The sequence below is a fragment of the Streptomyces sp. NPDC031365 genome (assembly GCF_055569765.1).
The window spans coordinates 259005-278200 of sequence record NZ_JBVIIM010000001.1; the positions used below are offsets into that span (position 1 = coordinate 259005).

At 73.0% G+C, this 19196-nt stretch carries 15 protein-coding genes; 8 read left to right on the forward strand and 7 right to left on the reverse strand.

Translation table 11 applies throughout. From position 1 onward, the window contains the following. Positions 1–108 precede the first annotated feature (108 nt). The 6 genes from ACZ5C2_RS01240 to ACZ5C2_RS01265 all read right to left on the reverse strand — a co-directional run bounded on the left by ACZ5C2_RS01240 (position 109) and on the right by ACZ5C2_RS01265 (position 6138). Positions 109–1359, reverse strand: a complete 1251-nt coding sequence (locus ACZ5C2_RS01240; RefSeq protein WP_468785241.1) for a cytochrome P450 family protein — start codon at positions 1357–1359, stop codon at positions 109–111. Beyond that, positions 1356–2597, reverse strand: a complete 1242-nt coding sequence (locus tag ACZ5C2_RS01245) for a cytochrome P450 (RefSeq protein WP_468785243.1) — start codon at positions 2595–2597, stop codon at positions 1356–1358. The genes ACZ5C2_RS01240 and ACZ5C2_RS01245 overlap by 4 nt, the downstream gene beginning before the upstream one ends. Beyond that, the gene (locus ACZ5C2_RS01250) at positions 2594–3178 is read right to left on the reverse strand and encodes a GTP-binding protein (protein WP_468785754.1); all 585 of its coding nucleotides are present in this window, start codon (positions 3176–3178) and stop codon (positions 2594–2596) included. Before ACZ5C2_RS01250 ends, ACZ5C2_RS01245 begins: the two co-directional genes overlap by 4 nt. A gap of 103 nt (positions 3179–3281) precedes the next feature. Next, a complete protein-coding gene (locus ACZ5C2_RS01255; protein WP_468785245.1) occupies positions 3282–3629 on the reverse strand; it encodes a DUF742 domain-containing protein in 348 nt (115 codons plus the stop codon). Beyond that, positions 3626–4033 (reverse strand): roadblock/LC7 domain-containing protein, encoded by a 408-nt coding sequence (locus ACZ5C2_RS01260; RefSeq protein WP_468785247.1) that lies wholly within the window; start codon positions 4031–4033, stop codon positions 3626–3628. Before ACZ5C2_RS01260 ends, ACZ5C2_RS01255 begins: the two co-directional genes overlap by 4 nt. Next, positions 4030–6138: an ATP-binding protein gene (locus ACZ5C2_RS01265; RefSeq protein ID WP_468785249.1), complete on the reverse strand. Its 2109-nt coding sequence runs from the start codon at positions 6136–6138 to the stop codon at positions 4030–4032. Before ACZ5C2_RS01265 ends, ACZ5C2_RS01260 begins: the two co-directional genes overlap by 4 nt. A gap of 291 nt (positions 6139–6429) precedes the next feature. On the opposite strand from ACZ5C2_RS01265, the gene ACZ5C2_RS01270 reads away from it, so the two are divergent. Then, positions 6430–9294, forward strand: coding sequence for an FAD-binding and (Fe-S)-binding domain-containing protein (locus ACZ5C2_RS01270; protein ID WP_468785251.1), 2865 nt, complete (start codon positions 6430–6432; stop codon positions 9292–9294). A 707-nt stretch (positions 9295–10001) separates the two neighbouring features. Here ACZ5C2_RS01270 and ACZ5C2_RS01275 read toward each other — a convergent pair. Then, positions 10002–10454 (reverse strand): NUDIX hydrolase, encoded by a 453-nt coding sequence (locus tag ACZ5C2_RS01275; RefSeq protein ID WP_468785253.1) that lies wholly within the window; start codon positions 10452–10454, stop codon positions 10002–10004. 227 nt (positions 10455–10681) lie between these two features. Between ACZ5C2_RS01275 and ACZ5C2_RS01280 the strand changes: the two genes are divergently transcribed. From ACZ5C2_RS01280 to ACZ5C2_RS01310, 7 genes are all read left to right on the forward strand, one after another. Continuing rightward, positions 10682–11635: an EamA family transporter gene (locus tag ACZ5C2_RS01280; RefSeq protein WP_468785255.1), complete on the forward strand. Its 954-nt coding sequence runs from the start codon at positions 10682–10684 to the stop codon at positions 11633–11635. A 24-nt stretch (positions 11636–11659) separates the two neighbouring features. Further along, the gene (locus ACZ5C2_RS01285; protein ID WP_468785257.1) at positions 11660–11818 is read left to right on the forward strand and encodes a hypothetical protein; all 159 of its coding nucleotides are present in this window, start codon (positions 11660–11662) and stop codon (positions 11816–11818) included. A gap of 162 nt (positions 11819–11980) precedes the next feature. Then, a complete protein-coding gene (locus ACZ5C2_RS01290) occupies positions 11981–12775 on the forward strand; it encodes a TIGR03084 family metal-binding protein (protein WP_468785259.1) in 795 nt (264 codons plus the stop codon). After that, on the forward strand, positions 12772–14454 hold the full coding sequence (locus tag ACZ5C2_RS01295) for an acyclic terpene utilization AtuA family protein (RefSeq protein WP_468785261.1): 1683 nt from the start codon (positions 12772–12774) through the stop codon (positions 14452–14454). Before ACZ5C2_RS01290 ends, ACZ5C2_RS01295 begins: the two co-directional genes overlap by 4 nt. Continuing rightward, on the forward strand, positions 14451–16049 hold the full coding sequence (locus tag ACZ5C2_RS01300; protein ID WP_468785263.1) for an acyl-CoA carboxylase subunit beta: 1599 nt from the start codon (positions 14451–14453) through the stop codon (positions 16047–16049). Before ACZ5C2_RS01295 ends, ACZ5C2_RS01300 begins: the two co-directional genes overlap by 4 nt. A 14-nt stretch (positions 16050–16063) precedes the next feature. After that, positions 16064–17908: an acetyl/propionyl/methylcrotonyl-CoA carboxylase subunit alpha gene (locus ACZ5C2_RS01305; RefSeq protein ID WP_468785265.1), complete on the forward strand. Its 1845-nt coding sequence runs from the start codon at positions 16064–16066 to the stop codon at positions 17906–17908. A gap of 111 nt (positions 17909–18019) precedes the next feature. Next, positions 18020–19183 carry an acyl-CoA dehydrogenase family protein gene (locus tag ACZ5C2_RS01310; RefSeq protein WP_468785267.1) on the forward strand — a complete coding sequence of 388 codons (1164 nt, stop codon included), beginning with the start codon at positions 18020–18022 and terminating at the stop codon, positions 19181–19183. The last annotated feature ends 13 nt before the right edge of the window (positions 19184–19196 follow it).

Genomic DNA, 19196 nt, shown 5'->3' on the forward strand with positions numbered 1-19196 from the left:
ACATCGTCCGTCCGCTGAGACGGGAAACGAGAACGACGAGACGGGTGGCGGAACGACGAGACGGGTGGCGGACGGACCGGGGGGAGGTCCGGCCGCCACCCGCGTCGGTCACCCGCCGAGCTTCACCGGGAGCTCGTACAGGTCGTTCTGGGTGACCACCGGCTTGTTGCGCAGCTCGGCCGCCGGGACCGCCAGGTCCAGCTTCGGGAAGCGTGCGTACAGGGCCGGGAGGGCCACACCGGCCTCCAGCCGGGACAGGGCGGCACCGGGGCACACGTGCGGGCCGTGGCCGAAGGAGATGTGCCGGTTGGCACTCTCCCGGGTGATGTCGAAGTCACCGGCCGTCGGCCCGTGCGCCTGCTCGTCCCGGCCGATGGCGGCGTACGACACGATCAGCGCGTCCCCGGCCGGCAGCACCGTGTCCCCGACGGGCACGTCCTCGGTCGCGAACCGGATCAGGACGTGGGAGGTGGGGGTCGCGTACCGCAGTGTCTCCTCGACCACCGCCGACCAGTCCGCCTGGCCGGACAGCACCAGCTCCCGCTGCTCCGGATGGGTGGACAGGTTGACCACCGCGTTGACGATGAGGGAGATCGTCGTCTCGTGGCCGGCCGCGACCATCAGCTGGAGCGTGGCGACGATCTCCTGGTCGGTGAGACGGTCGCCGTTCTCCGACGCCTGGATGAGCGCGGAGGTCAGGTCGTCGCCCGGGGTCTCGCGCTTGTGCGCCACCGTCTCGGCCATGATCCCGGCCAGCTCGGTCAGGGTCGCGATGACCTCCTCGGGCGGGGTCTGCGTGGAGAAGAACTTCTCGAAGAGTTCCTTCAGCCGCGGCAGCCGCTCCTCCGCCAGCCCCATCAGGTCCGCGATCACGTACATCGGCAGCGGGTAGGCGAACGTCGCCTTCAGGTCCACCGTGTCGCCGGACTGCGCGGCCACCTGGTCCAGCAGGCTCTCGGTCAGCTCCGTGATCCGCTCCCGCATCCGCTCCACCCGGCGGGGCGTGAGCGCCTGCGCGACCAGCGTGCGCAGCCGGCGGTGGTCGGCGCCGTCCACGGTGAGCATGGAGCGGGGCGGGTTGGCCAGCCCGATCAGTGGCCAGTCGGGGGCGATCTCGCCGCGCTGCCAGGCACTCCAGACGTTGATGTCCTTCACCAGACGGGGGTCGGTGAGCAGCTTCTTCGCCTCGGCGTGGTGCGTGACCGCCCACACCGGCACGTCGCCCGGCAGCATCACGGCGGCCAGCGGCCCCGCGGCCCGCAGCGCCGCGCTCTCCCCGTCCAGGTCGGAGACGAAGGGGTCGAGGGGGATACGGGGCTGTGCGGTGTCCGTCGTCGTGCTGTCCGTAGCAGCCGTCATGCGCGCATGCCTCCAAGGGCGGGTGTGGGTGTGAACGTGACCGGGAGTTCGGTCAGGCCGCGCAGCCACGGAGAGGGGCGGCGGGACAGCTGCGTGGCCGGCACCGCGAGGTCGATGTCCGGCAGCCGGTCCAGTACGACCTCGATGCCGGTCCGGGCGATCACCTCGGCGATCTCCTGCGCCGGGAACGGGCAGCGGTGCTCCCCGTGGCCGAACGAGAAGTGGGCGCCGTTGCCGCCGGTCAGCGCCGAGCCGTCGGTGCGCACCTGGGGGTCGGAGTTGGCGCCCTGGAGGCCGAGGAGCAGCATGTCGCCCGCGCGGACGCGGCGGCCGCCGAGCTGGGTGTCGCGGGACGCCCAGCGGGCGGCCACGTTCTGGGTCGGCGTGTCCTCCCACAGCACCTCGTTCATCGCCTCGGCGACGCTGTTGCGGCCACCGAACAGGGAGGCGGCGAACCGGCTGTCGGTGAGCATCAGATGCAGGGAGTTGCCGATCCAGTCGGCGGTGGGCTGGTGCCCGGCCGCCATCATCACCATCAGGTCCTGGACGATCTCCTCCTCGGTGAAGCCCGAGGTGTCGGCGATCATCCGGGACGCGACGTCCTCGGCCGGCTCCTTCTTCCGGTCGGCCACCAGTTCCGTCATCGACGTGAACAGGTGGGTCTGGCCCGCCAGCGCCCGCTCCCGCCCGTCGATCATGTCGTTGAGGGCGGTGACCAGGCCCGGCCCCTTGTCGTCGGGGAACCCGTAGAGCCGGGTCAGCACCCGCACCGGCAGCAGCATCGCGAACTCGCCGATGATGTCGGCGGTGCCCTTGGGGCAGATGCCGTCGATCAGCTCGTCGGCGAACTTCTCGGCATGGTCGCGCAGTTCGAACGGGTCGACCGCTTCCAGCGCGTTCACCAGCATCCCGGCCCGCTCGCGGTGCCGCTCGCCGACGGTGTACAGGATCGAGGGCTGCCTACGGCCGATCATCGGCAGCAGCGGCCAGTCGTCGGGGATGTCGTCCCACTGGTTCCACAGCTCGGAGTCGCGGCTGAACAGCACCGGATCGCCGGTGATCTGGTGCAGCTCCCGGTAACCGAGCACCAGCCAGGCGGGTGCGTCGCCGTCGAGCAGCACCGGTACGACACTGCCGTGCTCGCGGCGCATCTCCCGGTACACGCGGGCCGGGTCGTCCTGGAGCAGGGGGCCGCTGAGACGGACGGGGGCCGCGGAGTGCGCGGGGGTGGGGGTCACACCAGCTCCTGACGGGGGGCTCGGGCCGGGTCGGCGTACAGGTTCTGGATGTGCTCCACCAGCGTGATCAGCACGATCTTGCTGGACTCCCGGGAGCGCGCGTCGCAGTTCACCAGCGGTACGTGCGGGTCGAGGTCGAGGGCCTCGCGGATCTGCTGCGGGGTGAAGGTGGGGCCGCCGAAGTCGTTGCAGGCGACGATGAACGGCGTGCCGTGCTGCTCCAGCCGGTCGATGGCGTACCAGGAATCGTCGATGCGCCGGGTGTCGACGAGCACGACCGCGCCGAGGGTGCCGGAGAACAGCCGGTCCCACAGGAACCAGAAGCGCTCCTGGCCGGGCGCGCCGAACAGGTACAGCACGTTGTGCGCGTCGAGCGTGATGCGGCCGAAGTCGAAGGCGACGGTGGTCGCGGTCTTGCCGCGCACGCCGCTGATGTCGTCGACGGCCTCGCCCGCCTGGGTCATCGTCTCCTCGGTGTTGAGGGGACGGATCTCGCTGACCGAGCGGACCATCGTCGTCTTGCCGGCGCCGAAGCCGCCCACGACCACGATCTTCAGGCCGTTGTCGGCCGACGCGCCCAGCGGCGTACGTGTGGCGTCCGCGGACTGCGGTTCGGACGCCGGCTGCGGTTCGGACGCCGGGCTCGCCTCGGAGGCCGGCTGCGGCTCGGAGGTCATGCGCGGCTCAGAGGTTGCGGAGTCCAACGAGCACCTGCTCCAGGATGTCGGGGTCGGGTACGGCGGCCTTGCGGGGGTGACGGGCGCTGACCCGGCCCGTCGCGAGGAGGTCGGAGAGCAGGATCCGGGTGATGCTGACGGGCAGCTTCAGCACGGCCGCGATCTCCACGACCGCCGTGGGGCGTTCGGTCAGCCGCAGGATCGCCGTGTGCTCCGACTGCATGCCGGGCACCGGATCGCACTCCGCGACGACCAGGGTCACCAGGTCGAAGGGGTTGTCGGGACCGGACCGGCTGCGCCCTCCGGTGAGGGTGTACAGCCGGTCGGGGGCGTCGTCCCTGCCGGGCCTGCTCATGAGCTGCGCGGCAGCGCGGTCAAGTGCTCACCGAGCTGTTCCACGAGTTCGCTCATGTTGTGCCCGATGAGCCCGGCGTCCGCGTCCTCGCTGGTGACGACGGCCAGGTGGGCGCCCTGGCCGGCCTCCACGATGAACAGCACACCACCGTAGAACTCGGTCATCGCCGAGCGCACCCCGCCGCTGCCGTCGCCGAACTCGACGGAGGCGCCGTGGGACAGCGACTGGATGCCGGCGGCGATCGCGGCGAGCTGGTCGGCCTGGTCGGCGGACAGCTCGGGGGTACGGCACAGTTTCAGGCCGTCACGGGACAGCACGAGCGCGTGCCGCGCGCCCGGCGTGCGCTCCAACAGGCCCTCCAGCAGCCAGGTGAGCTTCTCGTCGGCGGTCGTCGTGCCGGTCATGAGGTGGTGTCGCCTTCCGGGGTCGCGGGAGTGTTCTGTGCTGCGGGGGTCGGGTCGGAGGGGGTGCCGCCGGGGCCGGTGGCGTCCGTGGTGGTGACGGTGTCCGGGCCGGTGGCGTCCGTGGTGGTGACGGTGTCCGGGCCGGTGGTGTCGTCCTGGGTGGGGGCGCGGACGGCCTGGCGGAAACTGCTGAAGCGGGCGGTGCGGGCCCTCGTCTCCTCGGCCGTGGGGGCGGGCCGTGGAACGGCGGTGCCGCTGCTGCCGGAACGCCCGCGTTCGGCTTCGGCGAGGGTCCGGCCCCGTCGGCGGCGGGGCAGCACGAGGGGTGCCACCGCGTCGGTGTCCGGGGACGGCGACTCGTGGGTGGGGACCGGGTCGGGGTCGAGGTCGGTACCGGCGCGGGAGGCGGCGTAGGAGGCCGGGCGGGTGCTCTCGCTGGATGCGGGCCGTTCGGCCGACGTGGTGCCGGTGTCGCCGCCGTGCGCTGTGGTGTGGGTGGTCTCCGGCTCCGGCCGGTCGGGGGTGGTGGCGGCCGGGCCGGATCCGGGGCGGCCGTCCCGGCGGTGGGGGAGGCCACGGGACGCGGGGTCCGCGGAGGCCCTGGAGGGTGTGAGGACCGCGGAGATCGCCGGACGCTCCGGGGCCGTGACGGCCGCCGGCGTCGACGGGGCGGCGCCGGCGGGCGCCGCGGTCGCGGCGGCTGCCGGCAGCGGGGCCGCGGGCGACGCGTCCACCGGTACGAGGATGTCCTGCGGGACGAGTATCAGTACGCCCGTGCCGCCGCGGGCCGAGGGACGGTAGGAGACCCGCAGTCCGTACCGCCGGGCGAGCCGGCCGACGACGGCGAGGCCCAGCCGGGTGCCGGTCAGACCCCCGAGCTCGGTGGTCTCACCCAGGACCGCGCGCTCCGCGCGGCGCAGTTGCGCCTCGCCCATGACGAGCCCGCTGTCCTCGACGGACACGATGACCCCGGCCGGGACCTCCTCGACGTAGACGTGGACCTCGGCGGTCGGCGGCGAGAAGTTCGCGGCGTTGTCGAGGAGTTCGGCGAGCGCGTGCATCACGCCCTCGGCGGCGTGCCCCGCGACGGCGGTGTCGCTGGCGGAGTGGACGCGGATCCGCTGGTAGCCGCTGATCCGGCCCATGGCGCCGCGCAGGATCGACTCCATGGCGATGGGCCGGGCCCAACGGCGGCCGGAACGGGCGCCGGTGAGGACGGCGACGGAGTCGGCGAGCCTGCCTGCCTGCGCGGTGCGGTGGTCGAGGTGGAGCAGGTCGGCGAGGACCTCCTCGTCGTGGTGCTTCTCCTCCATCGCGCGCAGGTCGGCGAGCATGCCGGTGGAGAGTGCCTGCATCCGTCCGGCCGCGTTGGCGGTCGCGGAGACGGCGGCGGCACGGATGGCGTTGGCCTCCCGCAGTTTGGTGGTCAGCCGGGCGTTCCGCTCGCGGAGCCGGTCGGCCTCGGACGCCAGCTCGGTCCGCTCGTCCTCCAGCCGCTTCACCTCCTCGACGTGGTCGCGGGCCGTGCGGGCGGTGTGGGCCGTGTGCTCCTCGGTGATGAGGTGCAGCTTCGCGGCGTGCTCCTCGGCCAGGCGCTCCAGTTCGACGGTGTGCGACTCGGTGAGCCGGTTCCGTTCCTCGGTGTGCTCCCGCGCCAACCGCGCGAGGTCGTCGCCGTACTGCTCGGTGAGCCGGTCGCGTTCGGCGGTCAGGGCATCGGCGAGGTGGGCCCGCTCCTGGTCCAGCTCGGCGGACAACCGGGCACGTTCCCGGTTCAGTTCACCGGTCAGCCGCTCGTGCTGGCGACGGGAGTCCTCGGCCAGCCGGGCCCGCTCCTGGAGCAGCCGGCCCACGTCCTGGGTGACGGACTCCAGCCGGGCCCGTGCCGCACGCGCCGAGAGCACGGCGTGCGTGGCCACGGCGGCGGCCGCGCACAGCAGCACGGCGGCGATCGTCCCGGTCACCATGACGGCACCCATCGCGGCGTCCGGGACGAGGAAGAGAGCGGCGAGGACCGCGAGTGCGGCGAGTGCCGCGGTGAGCAGGGGTACGGGCAACAGGCTGCGGGGGGTGGGGCGGTCGCCGGGGAGCAGGGGGGAGGTCATCAATCAGGGTCCTCGGTCGGGTCCTCGGTCGGTCCGCGGGCGGGCGCCGTCGTGCCTGCGCGGCCCTCGGGCGGGTTCATTGGGGGACGCCGGACCTGATTCTGGGGTCGCCTTTTCGAACGAGGCCCGACAACTGCGCGCAACTCGCGGTCACTATATGAGAGTTCGTGATTGTCTTGGGAAGATTCCGCTTCCACTTTCGGTAAATGCCTCGTTTCCGGGCGTGGCGCGTTGCCGTGGACCGCGTGTTCCGTCGGATGTGCCCGGCCTGTGCGGAGGCATCCTGAGGGCATGACGGATCACCGGGAACTGCGGGCCGGACTGCGCGCCGCCGTGCGGGGCGAGGTCGACTTCGGCACGACCGCACGTGCGCTGACCACGATGGATGCCTCCAACTACCGCCGGGTGCCGCTCGGGGTGGTGGCCCCACGGGACGCCGATGACGTGGCGGCGGCGCTGTCGGTGTGCCGGACGTACGGCGTCCCCGTGGTGCCGCGCGGCGGTGGCACGTCGATCGCGGGCCAGGCGACCGGCACGGGTGTAGTGCTGGACTTCACACGGCACATGAACCGCCTGGTGTCCCTCGACCCCGAGGCGCGCACGGCCGTCGTCCAGCCCGGCCTCGTCCTCGACCGTCTCCAGGAGGCCGCCGCCCCGCACGGTCTGCGTTTCGGCCCGGACCCCTCGACCCACAGCCGCTGCACCCTGGGCGGCATGATCGGCAACAATTCCTGTGGCTCCCACTCGGTGGCCTGGGGCACGACGGCGGACAGTGTGCGTGAGCTCGCGGTCGTCACCCCGCGTGGGGAGCACCTGCGTCCGGGCCGGGGCTGGGCGGGCGCCCCGGCCGGACTGCGCGACCTGATCGACGGCGAACTGGCCCGCCTGCGCACGGGTTTCCCCGACCTCCCCCGCCGTATCTCCGGATACGCCGTGGACGCCCTGCTGCCCGAGAACGGCGCCGACGTCGCCCGCTCCCTCTGCGGCTCGGAGGGCACGCTCGGCGTGCTCACGGAGGCAGTCGTGGACCTCGTACGGGCCCCCCGCGCGCGGGCACTCGCCGTGCTGGCGTACGCGGACGAGAGCGGGGCCGCCCAGGCGGCGGCGGGACTGTTGGAGCACGGGCCTCTGACGGTGGAGGGCATGGCGGCCGATCTGGTCCCGCCGGGTGCGGACCTCCCGCGCGGGGGAGCGTGGCTGTTCGTGGAGACCGGCGGGGACACGGAGGCGGAGGCACGCGCGCGTGCGGAGACGATTCTCCGCGCGGCGGACGTCCTGGACGCCCTGGTGGTCACCGACCCGGCCCGGCAGCGCGCGCTGTGGCGGATCCGGGAGGACGCGAGCGGCACGGCGACGAGGATGCCGGACGGGACGGAGGCCTGGCCCGGCTGGGAGGACTGCGCGGTGCCACCCGCCCGGCTCGGCGCGTATCTGCGGGACTTCCGGGCCCTCATGGCGGATCACGGACTGCGGGGCACCCCGTACGGGCACTTCGGGGACGGCTGCATCCACGTCCGCATCGACTTCGACCTGCTGACCGCGCCGGGCATCGCCCGTTTCCGGCGTTTCTCGGAGGAGCTGGCCGACCTGGTCGTGTCCCACGGCGGCTCGCTCTCCGGGGAACATGGCGACGGACAGGCACGCGCCGAATTGCTGCCCCGCATGTACGGCCCGGAAGCGGTCGCCCTCTTCGAGCGCGTGAAGGCCGTCTGGGACCCCGACGACCTGCTCAACCCGGGCATGCTGGTCCGCCCGGCACCCCTGGACGCCGGCCTCCGCTTCTCCGTCCTCCCGCGCGAACCGGTGGACGTCGCCTTCGGCTACCCCGCCGACGGCGGCGACTTCTCGGCGGCCGTGCGCCGCTGCGTGGGCGTGGCCAAGTGCCGTACGACGTCCGTGTCGGGCCCGGCGGTGATGTGCCCGTCGTTCCGGGCGACGGGCGAGGAGGAGCACTCCACGCGCGGGCGCGCGCGCCTGCTCCACGAGATGCTCGCGGGCGGGCTGGTGACCGGCGGCTGGCGGTCCACGGAGGTACGGGACGCCCTGGACCTGTGCCTGTCCTGCAAGGGCTGCCGCTCGGACTGCCCGGTCGGCGTCGACATGGCCACGTACAAGGCGGAGTTCCTCCACCACCACTACGCGGGCCGCCGCCGCCCGGCCGCGCACTACGCGATGGGGTGGCTGCCGGTGTGGCTGCGCTGGGTCGCGCGGACGAGGACCGCGGGGGCGGTGAACGCCCTGGCCTCGGTGGGCCCGTTCGCGAGCGTGGTGAAACGGCTGGGCGGGATCGCGGGGGAGCGGGAGATCCCCCGGGTGGCGGGGGAGACGTTCACGCGGTGGTGGCGGGGCCGGGGAGTGCCCTCGGGCGAGGGCCGGCTGGTGCTCCTCTGGCCGGACACGTTCACGGAGCACCTGTCGCCGTCGGTGGGCCGGGCGGCCGTGCGTGTGCTGGAGGCGGCGGGCCTGCGCGTGGCTCTGCCCCCGACACTGCGGCCGACCGGCGGCCGGGTGGGCGACGCCCGCACCCGCTCGGCCCTGTCCTTGCTGACGGCCCGCAGGGCCCGGGTCTGCTGCGGCCTGACGTACATCTCCACGGGGCAGTTGGACCGTGCCCGCACGGTGCTGCGCCGCACCCTGGACCTGCTGGAACCGGTCCTGGCCACCGACGCCCCCCTGGTCGTCCTGGAACCGAGCTGCGCGGCCGCCCTGCGCACGGACGCCCCGGAACTCCTCCACGACGACCCCCGCGCGGCGCGGCTCGCCGAACGCGTCCTGACCTTCGCGGAAACCCTGGAGCGGCACGCCCCCGACTGGACCCCACCGGCGGTGAACCGCCCGGTCACCGGCCAGACCCACTGCCACCAGCACGCGGTGCTGGGCGAGGACCCCGACCGCCGGCTCCGCGCGGCGGCCGGCCTCACCGGCGAACTGACCGGCGGCTGCTGCGGCCTGGCAGGCAACTTCGGCTTCGAGAAGGGCCACTACGAGGTCTCGGCCGCCTGCGCCGAGGAGCAGTTGCTCCCGTCGGTGAGGGAGTCCCCGGACGGGGCGATCGTCCTGGCGGACGGCTTCTCCTGCCGGACGCAACTGGAACAACTGGCGGGTGTCCGGGGCCGACACCTGGCGGAGGTGCTGGCGGAGGCGCTGGACGAGTGAGCGATCTCCTGCGTTGTGTGCTCCAGCGGCGTTCAGTGGAGCTGCTCCAACCTTCGCCCCGGCTCTTCGCCACCCGCAGCGCGTCGGTGAGGGCGTGGGTGGGGCACCCGGCGAGGTGGCGCAGCTCAGCGCGCGGTGCGTCCGGCAGGAGTTCCCGCGCATGGGCGAGCAACTCCCGCCCCATCCCCAGCTGCACGGCCTCGGTGGCGTCGGCGAGCCGCGACACCGGGCCGCCATGATCACCGGTGATCAGGTAGCACGCCTTGCCCGCACTCCCGGCCCAGGGCAGCAGACGCGCCTCGCGCGGTTCACTCATGCCGCCTGCCTCTCCGGGAACCAGGAGACCGGGACGTACGGGCGTACGGCGACGGTCTCGGCTCCGTCGAGGAGGGGATGGAGGCCGTAAGGGCTGCGGTGCGAGGGAAGGGCCGGCCAGGTCCCTGCCGGGCGAGGCGAGGCCGGTGCGGACGGGAACACCGCGCGAGGGCCGGTACAACGGTGAACTCCGCGCGGGTTCAAGAGCAGATCCACCCACGCGCGGAGGCCGCCGATAGGTCGTTGGCCGAGTTCGGTATCGCCGCATCGACCGCCCAGAAGGCGCCGGCCCACCTGAAGGCGGAGGGGCTGGTCCGCGCCGAGATCGGCCTGGGCTCCTTCGTTGCCGAGCGCCCAGGGGCGTAGTGCCCCCGCCTACGGGCTGACGCCCTTCAGAGAGCCGTCTCGCCCCGCACCAGCGGGCCGCACGCCGGCTGGGTGCCTTCGGGGAGGTCGTCGGGGCGGCACCAGCGGGCCTCGATGATCTCGAAGGGGTCGAGGCGCAGTTCGCCGCCGAGCAGGCGGGACTCGTAGGCGACCTCCATGCGGGTGCGCAGGCCGCTGTTCAGCATGACGAGACGGCCCACCTCCACATCGAGGTTCGTCTCCTCCTTGACCTCGCGCACCACGGTCGCCCGGAAGTCCTCGCCCTTGCGGGCGAAGCCGCTCGGCAGGCCCCACTGGCGGGCCGGGTGCCACATGCGGTGGCGGAGCATCAGCACGCGCCCCTCGTCGTCGCGCACGACGCCGGTCACGCCGACCACGAACTTGGCGTGCAGCAGCCACATGATGCGGCTCTGTACCGGGCGCAGAAGTCGCCAGAGACGGACGAGAAGGCGTCGCACGGGGCCTCGGATGCTGGGAACGGACGGGGGTGTCACCACCGGGAACGGTACCTGGTGGGGTTCCACGTCGTGGACGGAGTTGACCGGGGCGGGGCGCGGACGTCATCGTCAGGTATATGGCTCCCTACGGTGCTGACTGAGTTCAACAGGATGGACTGAGTAGTCCATCAGGACGCACACTCGGTATCAGCACGTGCCCGCCCGCTCCGACGTCCCTGGAAGGTCCCGTGACCAGCCCCAGCGCCGCCACCCCGTCCACCGCCCCCGGGACGGGCCACGCCCCTGCGCCCGCGCCGGCCGGTGCCCCGCGAGGGCGCGGCTCCCTGGGCCCGGTCGGGCTGGTGCTCGCCGGTGGGGTCTCCGTGCAGTTCGGCGGGGCGCTGGCGGTGACGCTGATGCCTCGGGCCGGTGCGCTCGGCGTGGTGACGCTGCGGTTGCTGGTGGCGGCGCTCGTGCTGATGGTGCTGTGCCGGCCGAAGCTGCGCGGGCACGCGCGCGCCGACTGGGGCACGGTGATCGTCTTCGGCGTCGCCATGGCGGCGATGAACGGGCTCTTCTACCAGTCCGTCGCGCGGATCCCGCTGGGCCCGGCGGTCACGCTGGAGGTCCTCGGCCCGCTCGCGCTGTCCGTGCTGGCCTCCCGGCGGGCGGTCAACGTCGTCTGGGCCGCCCTCGCCCTCGCGGGTGTGTTCCTCCTCGGCGGCGGAGGCTTCAGCAGCCTCGACCCACTGGGGGTGGCGTTCGCACTGGGCGCCGGTGCCATGTGGGCGGCGTACATCGTCTTCAGCGCCCGTACGGGGCGCCGCTTCCCGCAGGCGGACGGGCTCGCCCTCGCCATGGGGGTGGCGGCCGTGCTCTTCCTGCCGCTGGGTATCGCCGAGTCCGGTACGAAGCTCCTCGACCCGGCGGTCCTCGGCCTGGGCGCGGCGGTCGCGGTGCTGTCCTCCGTACTGCCGTACACCCTCGAACTCCTGGCCCTGCGCCGCCTGCCCGCCTCCACCTTCGCCATCCTGATGAGCCTGGAACCGGCCCTCGCGGCCGCCGCCGGCTTCCTCATCCTCGACCAGGCCCTCTCCACCGCCGAGGCCGCCGCCATCGCCCTGGTCATCGCTGCGAGCATGGGCGCGGTGCGGACGCAGGTGGGGCGGGGGAAGGTGAAGGGGGCGGAGGCTGTCTCCTGACGATCGCCGGGCGGGAACAGCGCCATGAGCGTGCAGCACACCGGGACCGTCGGCGATCACCCGCTGATCCCCTGCCCGGAGCGAGCACCTGGCGCTCTGTGGGCTGCCTGCACGGTCGTCGCCCCCGGCCTGTTGGCGGCGTACGACCAGGCGAAGGACGTGACGCCGGATCCTCTCGCCTGAGGGCTCAGCGGAGAACGGGGCGGCCGCCCAGGTGATCGGATCCTCCTGGAACAGTGCTCCGGAAAATGCATGCAAGCATGCTTGCTTGTTTCTGATTCCACTGCCATGCTCCACGCAAACGCGCCGCACACCGCCGTGTCCGTGCCCCGAGGGGAGCGCCTCGTGTCCGATCCGACGCCCGTGATCGACGATCTGCGTGAGGAGAGCGAGGAGGTCGACCGGCTCGTGGCCGGGCTCGGTCCCGAGCAATGGGCGCTGCAGACGCCCGCTGCCGGCTGGACGGTCGCCCATCAGATCGCCCACCTCGCCTGGACCGACCACTCCGCGCTGCTCGCCGTCACCGACGCGGACGGGTTTCAGGCGTTGGTCGAAGGGGCGCTCAACGCACCGCACACCTTCGTGGACGACGGTGCCGCGGACTACGCCCGGTCCGCGCCCGGCGAGCTGCTGGCGCGGTGGCGGGAAGGGCGTGCGGCGCTGGAGAAGGCGCTGCGGGAGGCTCCGGCCGGGACACGGTTCCCCTGGTACGGGCCGCCCATGTCGGCCGCCTCCCTGGCCACGGCCCGTCTCATGGAGACCTGGGCGCACGGGCAGGACATCGCCGACACCATCGGTGCGACCCGGCCGCCCAGCGACCGGCTCCGGCACGTGGCGTGGCTCGGGGTGCGGACCCGCGACTTCGCGTACGGGGCGCACGGCCTCACCCCGCCCACTTCACCGTTCCGCGTCGAGCTCGTCGGACCGGGGGGTGAGGTGTGGGCCTACGGTCCCGAGGACGCGCCCCAGCGGGTCACCGGGCCCGCGCTCGACTTCTGCCTCCTCGTCACCCAGCGCGCCCACCGCGCGGACCTCGCCCTCACCGCCGACGGCCCCGACGCCGACCGCTGGCTGGACATCGCCCAGGCCTTCGCCGGGCCGCCCGGCGATGGACGGGAGCCGAAGGGCGGCGCCCGGTGACCCTGCGCATCGGCAACTTCTCCGGCTTCTACGGCGACCGCTTCGACGCCCTGCACGAGATGCTCACCGGCGGCGAGGTCGACGTCCTCACCGGCGACTACCTCGCCGAGCTGACCATGCTCATCCTCGCCCGCGACCGGCTGAAGGACCCCTCGGCCGGATACGCCCGCACCTTCCTGCGGCAGCTGGAGGAGACCCTCGGCCTCGCCCACGAGCGGGGCGTCAGGATCGTCACCAACGCGGGCGGGCTCAACCCTGGGGGGCTCGCCGACGCCGTACGGGCCCTTGCCGACCGGCTCGGCATCCCCGTACGGGTCGCCCATGTCGAGGGCGACGACCTCACCGCGCGGTATCCCGGCAGCCTCGCCACCCACGCCTACCTCGGCGGTTTCGGGATCGCGGACTGCCTCCGCGCGGGTGCCGGTGTGGTCGTCACCGGGCGGGTCACCGACGCGGCGCTCGTCACCGGCCCTGCCGCCGCGCACTTCGGCTGGGTGGCGACCGACCACGACCGGCTCGCGGGGGCCGTCGTCGCCGGACATGTGCTGGAGTGCGGGGCGCAGGCGACCGGCGGGAACTACGCCTTCTTCGGTGAGCGCCGCCCCGGCGAGCTCCGGCGCCCCGGATTCCCACTCGCCGAGATCCACGCCGACGGCAGCAGCGTCATCACCAAGCACCCCGGCACCGGCGGCTTCGTCGACGTCGGCACGGTCACCGCGCAGCTGCTCTACGAGACGGGCGGCGCCCGGTATGCCGGGCCGGACGTCACCGCGCGGCTGGACACCGTACGGCTGCGGCAGGACGGGCCCGACCGGGTGCGTATCGAGGGAGTGCGCGGGGAGGCACCCCCGCCCACCCTCAAGGCCGGGCGCAACCGGCTCGGCGGCTTCCGCAACGAGGTCGTGTTCGTCCTCACCGGACTCGACGTCGAGGCCAAGGCCGACCTCGTGAAGGAGCAGATGGGCGACGCGCTCGCCAAGGCGCCGCCCGCCGACGTGCGCTGGGAACTGGCGCGCACCGACCGGGCCGACGCCGGCACCGAGGAGACCGCGAGCGCGCTGCTGCGGCTCGTGGTGCGGGACCCCTCCCAGGAGAAGGTCGGGCGGGTGCTCAGCGGGGCCGCCATCGAGCTGGCGCTGGCGAGCTACCCCGGATTCCATGTCATGGCACCACCGGGGAAGGGCTCCCCGTATGGGGTCTTCGAGGATGTGTACGTCCCCCATGGTGAGGTCGACCATGTGGCCGTCCTCCACGACGGCCGCCGTATCACCGTGGCCGCGCCGCACGACACCGCCGTACTCGACGACGTACCGGAGCCCACGCTCCCCGAGCCGCTGCCCGCGGGACCGACGAGACGAGCGCCCCTGGGCCTCCTCGCCGGCGCCCGCAGCGGCGACAAGGGCGGGAACGCCAACGTCGGCGTCTGGGTGCGCGACGACGACGCCTGGCGGTGGCTCGCGCACGAGCTGACCGTCGAGCGACTGCGCGCGCTGATCCCCGAGGCCCGCGATCTGCCCGTCACCCGGCACGTCCTGCCCCACCTGCGCGCCCTGAACTTCCTCGTCGAGGGCATCCTCGGCGAAGGCGTCGCCGCGCAGGCCCGATTCGATCCGCAGGCCAAGGCGCTCGGCGAATGGCTGCGGTCCCGGCACCTCGACATCCCGGAGGTCCTGCTGTGACGGTCCTCGCATCCGCCCTCGACACCACCGACCCGGAGTACCGGGAGCACCGCGACGCCATGCTCGCCAAGCTCGCCGAACTCGACACCGAGCACGCCAGGGCCGTCGCGGGCGGCGGAGAGAAGTACGTCGAGCGGCACCGCACACGCGGCAAGCTGCTCGCCCGTGAGCGCATCGAACTGCTCCTCGACCCCGACACGCCCTTCCTGGAACTCTCCCCGCTGGCGGCCTGGGGAAGCGACTACACCGTCGGCGCCTCCCTCGTCACCGGCATCGGGGTCGTCGAGGGCGTGGAGTGCCTGATCACCGCCAACGACCCGACCGTGCGCGGCGGCGCCAGCAACCCGTGGAGCCTGAAGAAGGCCCTGCGCGCCAACGACATCGCGCTCGCCAACCGGCTGCCCTGCATCAGCCTCGTCGAGTCCGGCGGCGCCGACCTGCCGTCCCAGAAGGAGATCTTCATCCCGGGCGGCGCCATCTTCCGGGACCTCACCCGGCTGTCGGCGGCCGGCATCCCGACCGTCGCCGTCGTCTTCGGCAACTCCACCGCCGGGGGCGCGTACGTCCCCGGCATGTCCGATCACGTGATCATGGTCAAGGAGCGGGCGAAGGTGTTCCTCGGCGGGCCGCCGCTGGTGAAGATGGCGACCGGGGAGGAGAGCGACGACGAGTCCCTGGGCGGCGCCGAGATGCACGCGCGCGTGTCGGGCCTCGCCGACTACTTCGCCGTCGACGAGCGGGACGCGCTCCGCCAGGCCCGCCGGGTCGTGGCCCGCCTCAACCACCGCAAGGCGTACACCGACCCGGGACCGGCCGCCCCGCCCAAGTACGACGAGGACGAACTCCTCGGCATCGTCCCCGACGACCTCAAGATCCCCTTCGACCCGCGCGAGGTCATCGCCCGGATCGTCGACTCCTCCGACTTCGACGAGTTCAAACCCCTCTACGGCACCAGCCTCACCACCGGCTGGGCCGCCCTGCACGGCTACCCGGTCGGCATCCTCGCCAACGCCCAGGGGGTCCTGTTCAGCGAGGAGTCCCAGAAGGCCGCCCAGTTCATCCAGCTCGCCAACCAGCGGGACATCCCGCTGCTGTTCCTGCACAACACCACCGGCTACATGGTCGGCAAGGAGTACGAGCAGGGCGGCATCATCAAGCACGGCGCGATGATGATCAACGCGGTCAGCAACTCCCGGGTGCCCCACCTGTCCGTCCTCATGGGCGCCTCCTACGGCGCCGGGCACTACGGCATGTGCGGCCGCGCCTACGACCCGCGCTTCCTGTTCGCCTGGCCCAGCGCCAAGTCCGCCGTCATGGGCCCGCAGCAGCTCGCCGGCGTGCTCTCCATCGTCGCGCGGCAGTCGGCGGCGGCGAAGGGGCGGCCGTACGACGACGAGGCGGACGCGGCGCTGCGCGCCATGGTGGAGCAGCAGATCGAGTCCGAGTCGCTGCCGATGTTCCTGTCCGGGCGGCTGTACGACGACGGCGTCATCGACCCGCGCGACACCCGCACCGTTCTCGGCCTGTGCCTGTCGGCCATCCACACCGCGCCCTACGAGGGCGCGCGCGGTGGCTTCGGCGTCTTCCGGATGTGAGGCCCACGATGCCCATGATTACTTCCGTACTGGTGGCGAACCGGGGCGAGATCGCCTGCCGTATCGTCCGCACCTGCCGTGAGCTGGGGATCCGGACGGTCGCCGTGCACTCGGACGCCGACGGGAACGCGCTCCACGCGCGCGTCGCGGACACGGCGGTACGACTCCCGGGAGCGGCGCCCGCCGACACGTATCTGCGCGGCGACCTGATCGTGAAGGCCGCGCTCGCGGCCGGCGCGGACGCCGTGCACCCCGGCTACGGCTTCCTCTCCGAGAACGCCGGCTTCGCCCGTGCCGTCCGGGACGCCGGCCTGGTGTGGATCGGGCCGCCCCCGGAGGCGATCGAGGCGATGGCGTCCAAGACGCGCGCCAAGGAGCTGATGGGCATCGAGCCCTTGCACGAGGTCACCGAGGCGGACCTGCCGGTGCTGGTGAAGGCGGCGGCGGGCGGCGGCGGACGGGGGATGCGTGTCGTACGGCGTCTCGCGGACCTGGACGGCGAACTGGCCGCCGCCCGTGCGGAGGCCGCGAGCGCCTTCGGTGACGGGGAGGTCTTCACCGAGCCGTACGTGGAAGGCGGACGGCACGTCGAGGTACAGGTCCTCGCCGACACCCACGGCACGGTGTGGGCGCTCGGCACGCGTGACTGCTCGCTCCAGCGCCGCCACCAGAAGGTCATCGAGGAGGCACCGGCACCCGGGCTGACCGCGCGGCTCACCGAGGAGCTCCACGCGCTCGCCGTACGCGCCGCGCGTGCCGTCTCCTACGTCGGGGCCGGCACCGTGGAGTTCCTCGTGGCCGGCGGCCGGGCGCACTTCCTGGAGATGAACACCCGCCTCCAGGTGGAACACCCGGTGACGGAGGCCGTGTTCGGCGTCGACCTCGTCGCCGAACAGATCCGCGTCGCCGAGGGGCACGCCCTGGACACCGAGCCCCCGACCGCGCGCGGTCACGCCGTGGAGGCCCGCCTCTACGCCGAGGACCCGGCCCAGGAGTGGGCCCCGCAGACCGGCCGGCTGCACCGCCTCGTCGTCCCCGACGCCGTGCGCCTGGACACCGGCTGCACCGACGGCGACGACATCGGCGTCCACTACGACCCCATGCTCGCCAAGGTCGTCGCCCACGCGCCCACCCGGGCGGAGGCGATCCGCAAGCTGGCCACCGCCCTCGACCGCGCGGTGATCCACGGCCCCGTCACCAACCGGGACCTCCTCGTCCGCTCCCTGCGGCACGAGGAGTTCGCGTCGGCCCGTATGGACACCGGCTTCTACGACCGCCACCTGCCCGGCCTCACCGAACCCGCCCCCGACCCGCACGCCCCGCTCGCCGCCGCCCTCGCCGACGCCCACGGCCGCTCCCGCTTCGGCGGCTGGCGCAACGTCGCCTCACAGCCGCAGGTCAAGCGGTACGCCATGGGGGGAGAGGAACACGAGGTCCGCTACCGGCACACACGCGAGGGCCTGGCCGCCGACGGCGTGCAGGTCGTGCACGCCGACGCCGGCCTCGTGATCCTCGACGTGGACGGCGTACGGCGCCGCTACGAGGTCAGCCGCTACGGCGACCGCGTGTACGCAGGCGCCACCGCCCTCACCGCCCTGCCCCGCTTCCCCGATCCCACCGCCCAGCACGCCCCCGGCTCCCTCCTGGCCCCCATGCCGGGCACCGTCGTCCGTATCGCGGAGGGCCTGACCGAGGGAACGCCGGTCGAGGCCGGCCAACCCCTGCTGTGGCTGGAGGCCATGAAGATGCAGCACAGAATCACCGCCCCGGCGACGGGCACCCTCAGCGCCCTCCACGCCACACCGGGACAGCAAGTGGAGGTCGGCGCCCTCCTGGCGGTGGTGGAAGCAACCCCCTAGGGGCGCGGGCGGCCTGTGCCCGATAGGCGGCTGCCGCCGCGTGGGCGCGACCGGCCCGACACAACCCGCACTCTCCCGACGACCTGAAGCCCTTCCCCCTTAGGAGCGCTCATGCCCGTCATCGAATCCGAAGAACACAAGGCCCTCCGCGCAGCCGTCGCCGCCCTCGGCACACGCTACGGCCGCGACTACCTCACCAACGCCGTCACCTCCGGCCAACACCCCCAGGAACTCTGGTCGGAGGCCGCCAAGCTCGGCTACCTCGGCGTCAACCTGCCGGAGGCATACGGCGGTGGGGGCGGCGGCATCGCCGAACTCTCCATCGTGCTGGAGGAACTGGGCGCGGCGGGCTGCCCGCTGCTCATGATGGTCGTCTCCCCGGCGATCTGCGGCACCGTCATCGCCCGCTTCGGCACCGAGGAGCAGAAGCGGGAGTGGCTGCCCGCCCTGGCCGACGGCACCCGCACCATGGCCTTCGGCATCACCGAACCCGATGCCGGTTCCAACTCGCACCGCATCACCACCACCGCCCGGCGCGACGCCGGCTCCGGCGACTGGCTGCTCACGGGCCGCAAGGTGTTCGTCTCCGGGGTGGACACCGCCGACGCGACACTCATCGTCGGCCGGACCGAGGACGCCCGCACCGGGAACCTCAAGCCCTGCCTGTTCATCGTCCCGCGCGACACCGAGGGCTTCCAGCGGAACGTCATCGAGATGGAACTCAAAGCCTCGGAGAGGCAGTTCGAGCTGGTCCTCGACGACGTGCGGCTGCCCGCCGGGGCACTCGTCGGTGACGAGGACGCGGGCCTGCTGCACCTGTTCGCCGGGCTCAACCCCGAGCGCATCATGGGCGCCGCCTTCGCCATCGGCATGGGCCGCTACGCCCTCGGCAAGGCCGTCGAGTACGCCCGCGAACGCACGGTCTGGAAGGTCCCCATCGGCGCCCACCAGGCCATCGCCCACCCCCTCGCCCAGGCGCACATCGAACTGGAGATGGCCCGCCTGATGATGCAGAAGGCCGCCCACCTGTGCGACGCCGGTGACGACATCGGCGCCGGTGAGGCCGCCAACATGGCCAAGTACGCGGCCGCCGAGGCCTGCGTGAAGGCCGTCGACCAGGCCGTGCACACCCTCGGTGGAAACGGCCTCACGCGCGAGTACGGGCTCGCCTCGCTGATAACGGCCGCGCGCGTGTCTCGTATCGCCCCGGTGAGCCGGGAGATGATTCTCAACTACGTCTCCCACCAGACCCTGGGCCTGCCCAAGTCGTATTAGGCCCGCCCGGCCC

Bases quoted from the DNA above. Each gene is read 5' to 3' on its own strand.
- ACZ5C2_RS01240 (WP_468785241.1), bottom strand. From the start codon at position 1,359: ATGACGGCTGCTACGGACAGCACGACGACGGACACCGCACAGCCCCGT.
- ACZ5C2_RS01255 (WP_468785245.1), bottom strand. From the start codon at position 3,629: ATGAGCAGGCCCGGCAGGGACGACGCCCCCGACCGGCTGTACACCCTC.
- ACZ5C2_RS01260 (WP_468785247.1), bottom strand. From the start codon at position 4,033: ATGACCGGCACGACGACCGCCGACGAGAAGCTCACCTGGCTGCTGGAG.
- ACZ5C2_RS01265 (WP_468785249.1), bottom strand. From the start codon at position 6,138: ATGACCTCCCCCCTGCTCCCCGGCGACCGCCCCACCCCCCGCAGCCTG.
- ACZ5C2_RS01270 (WP_468785251.1), top strand. From the start codon at position 6,430: ATGACGGATCACCGGGAACTGCGGGCCGGACTGCGCGCCGCCGTGCGG.
- ACZ5C2_RS01285 (WP_468785257.1), top strand. From the start codon at position 11,660: ATGAGCGTGCAGCACACCGGGACCGTCGGCGATCACCCGCTGATCCCC.
- ACZ5C2_RS01305 (WP_468785265.1), top strand. From the start codon at position 16,064: ATGATTACTTCCGTACTGGTGGCGAACCGGGGCGAGATCGCCTGCCGT.
- ACZ5C2_RS01310 (WP_468785267.1), top strand. From the start codon at position 18,020: ATGCCCGTCATCGAATCCGAAGAACACAAGGCCCTCCGCGCAGCCGTC.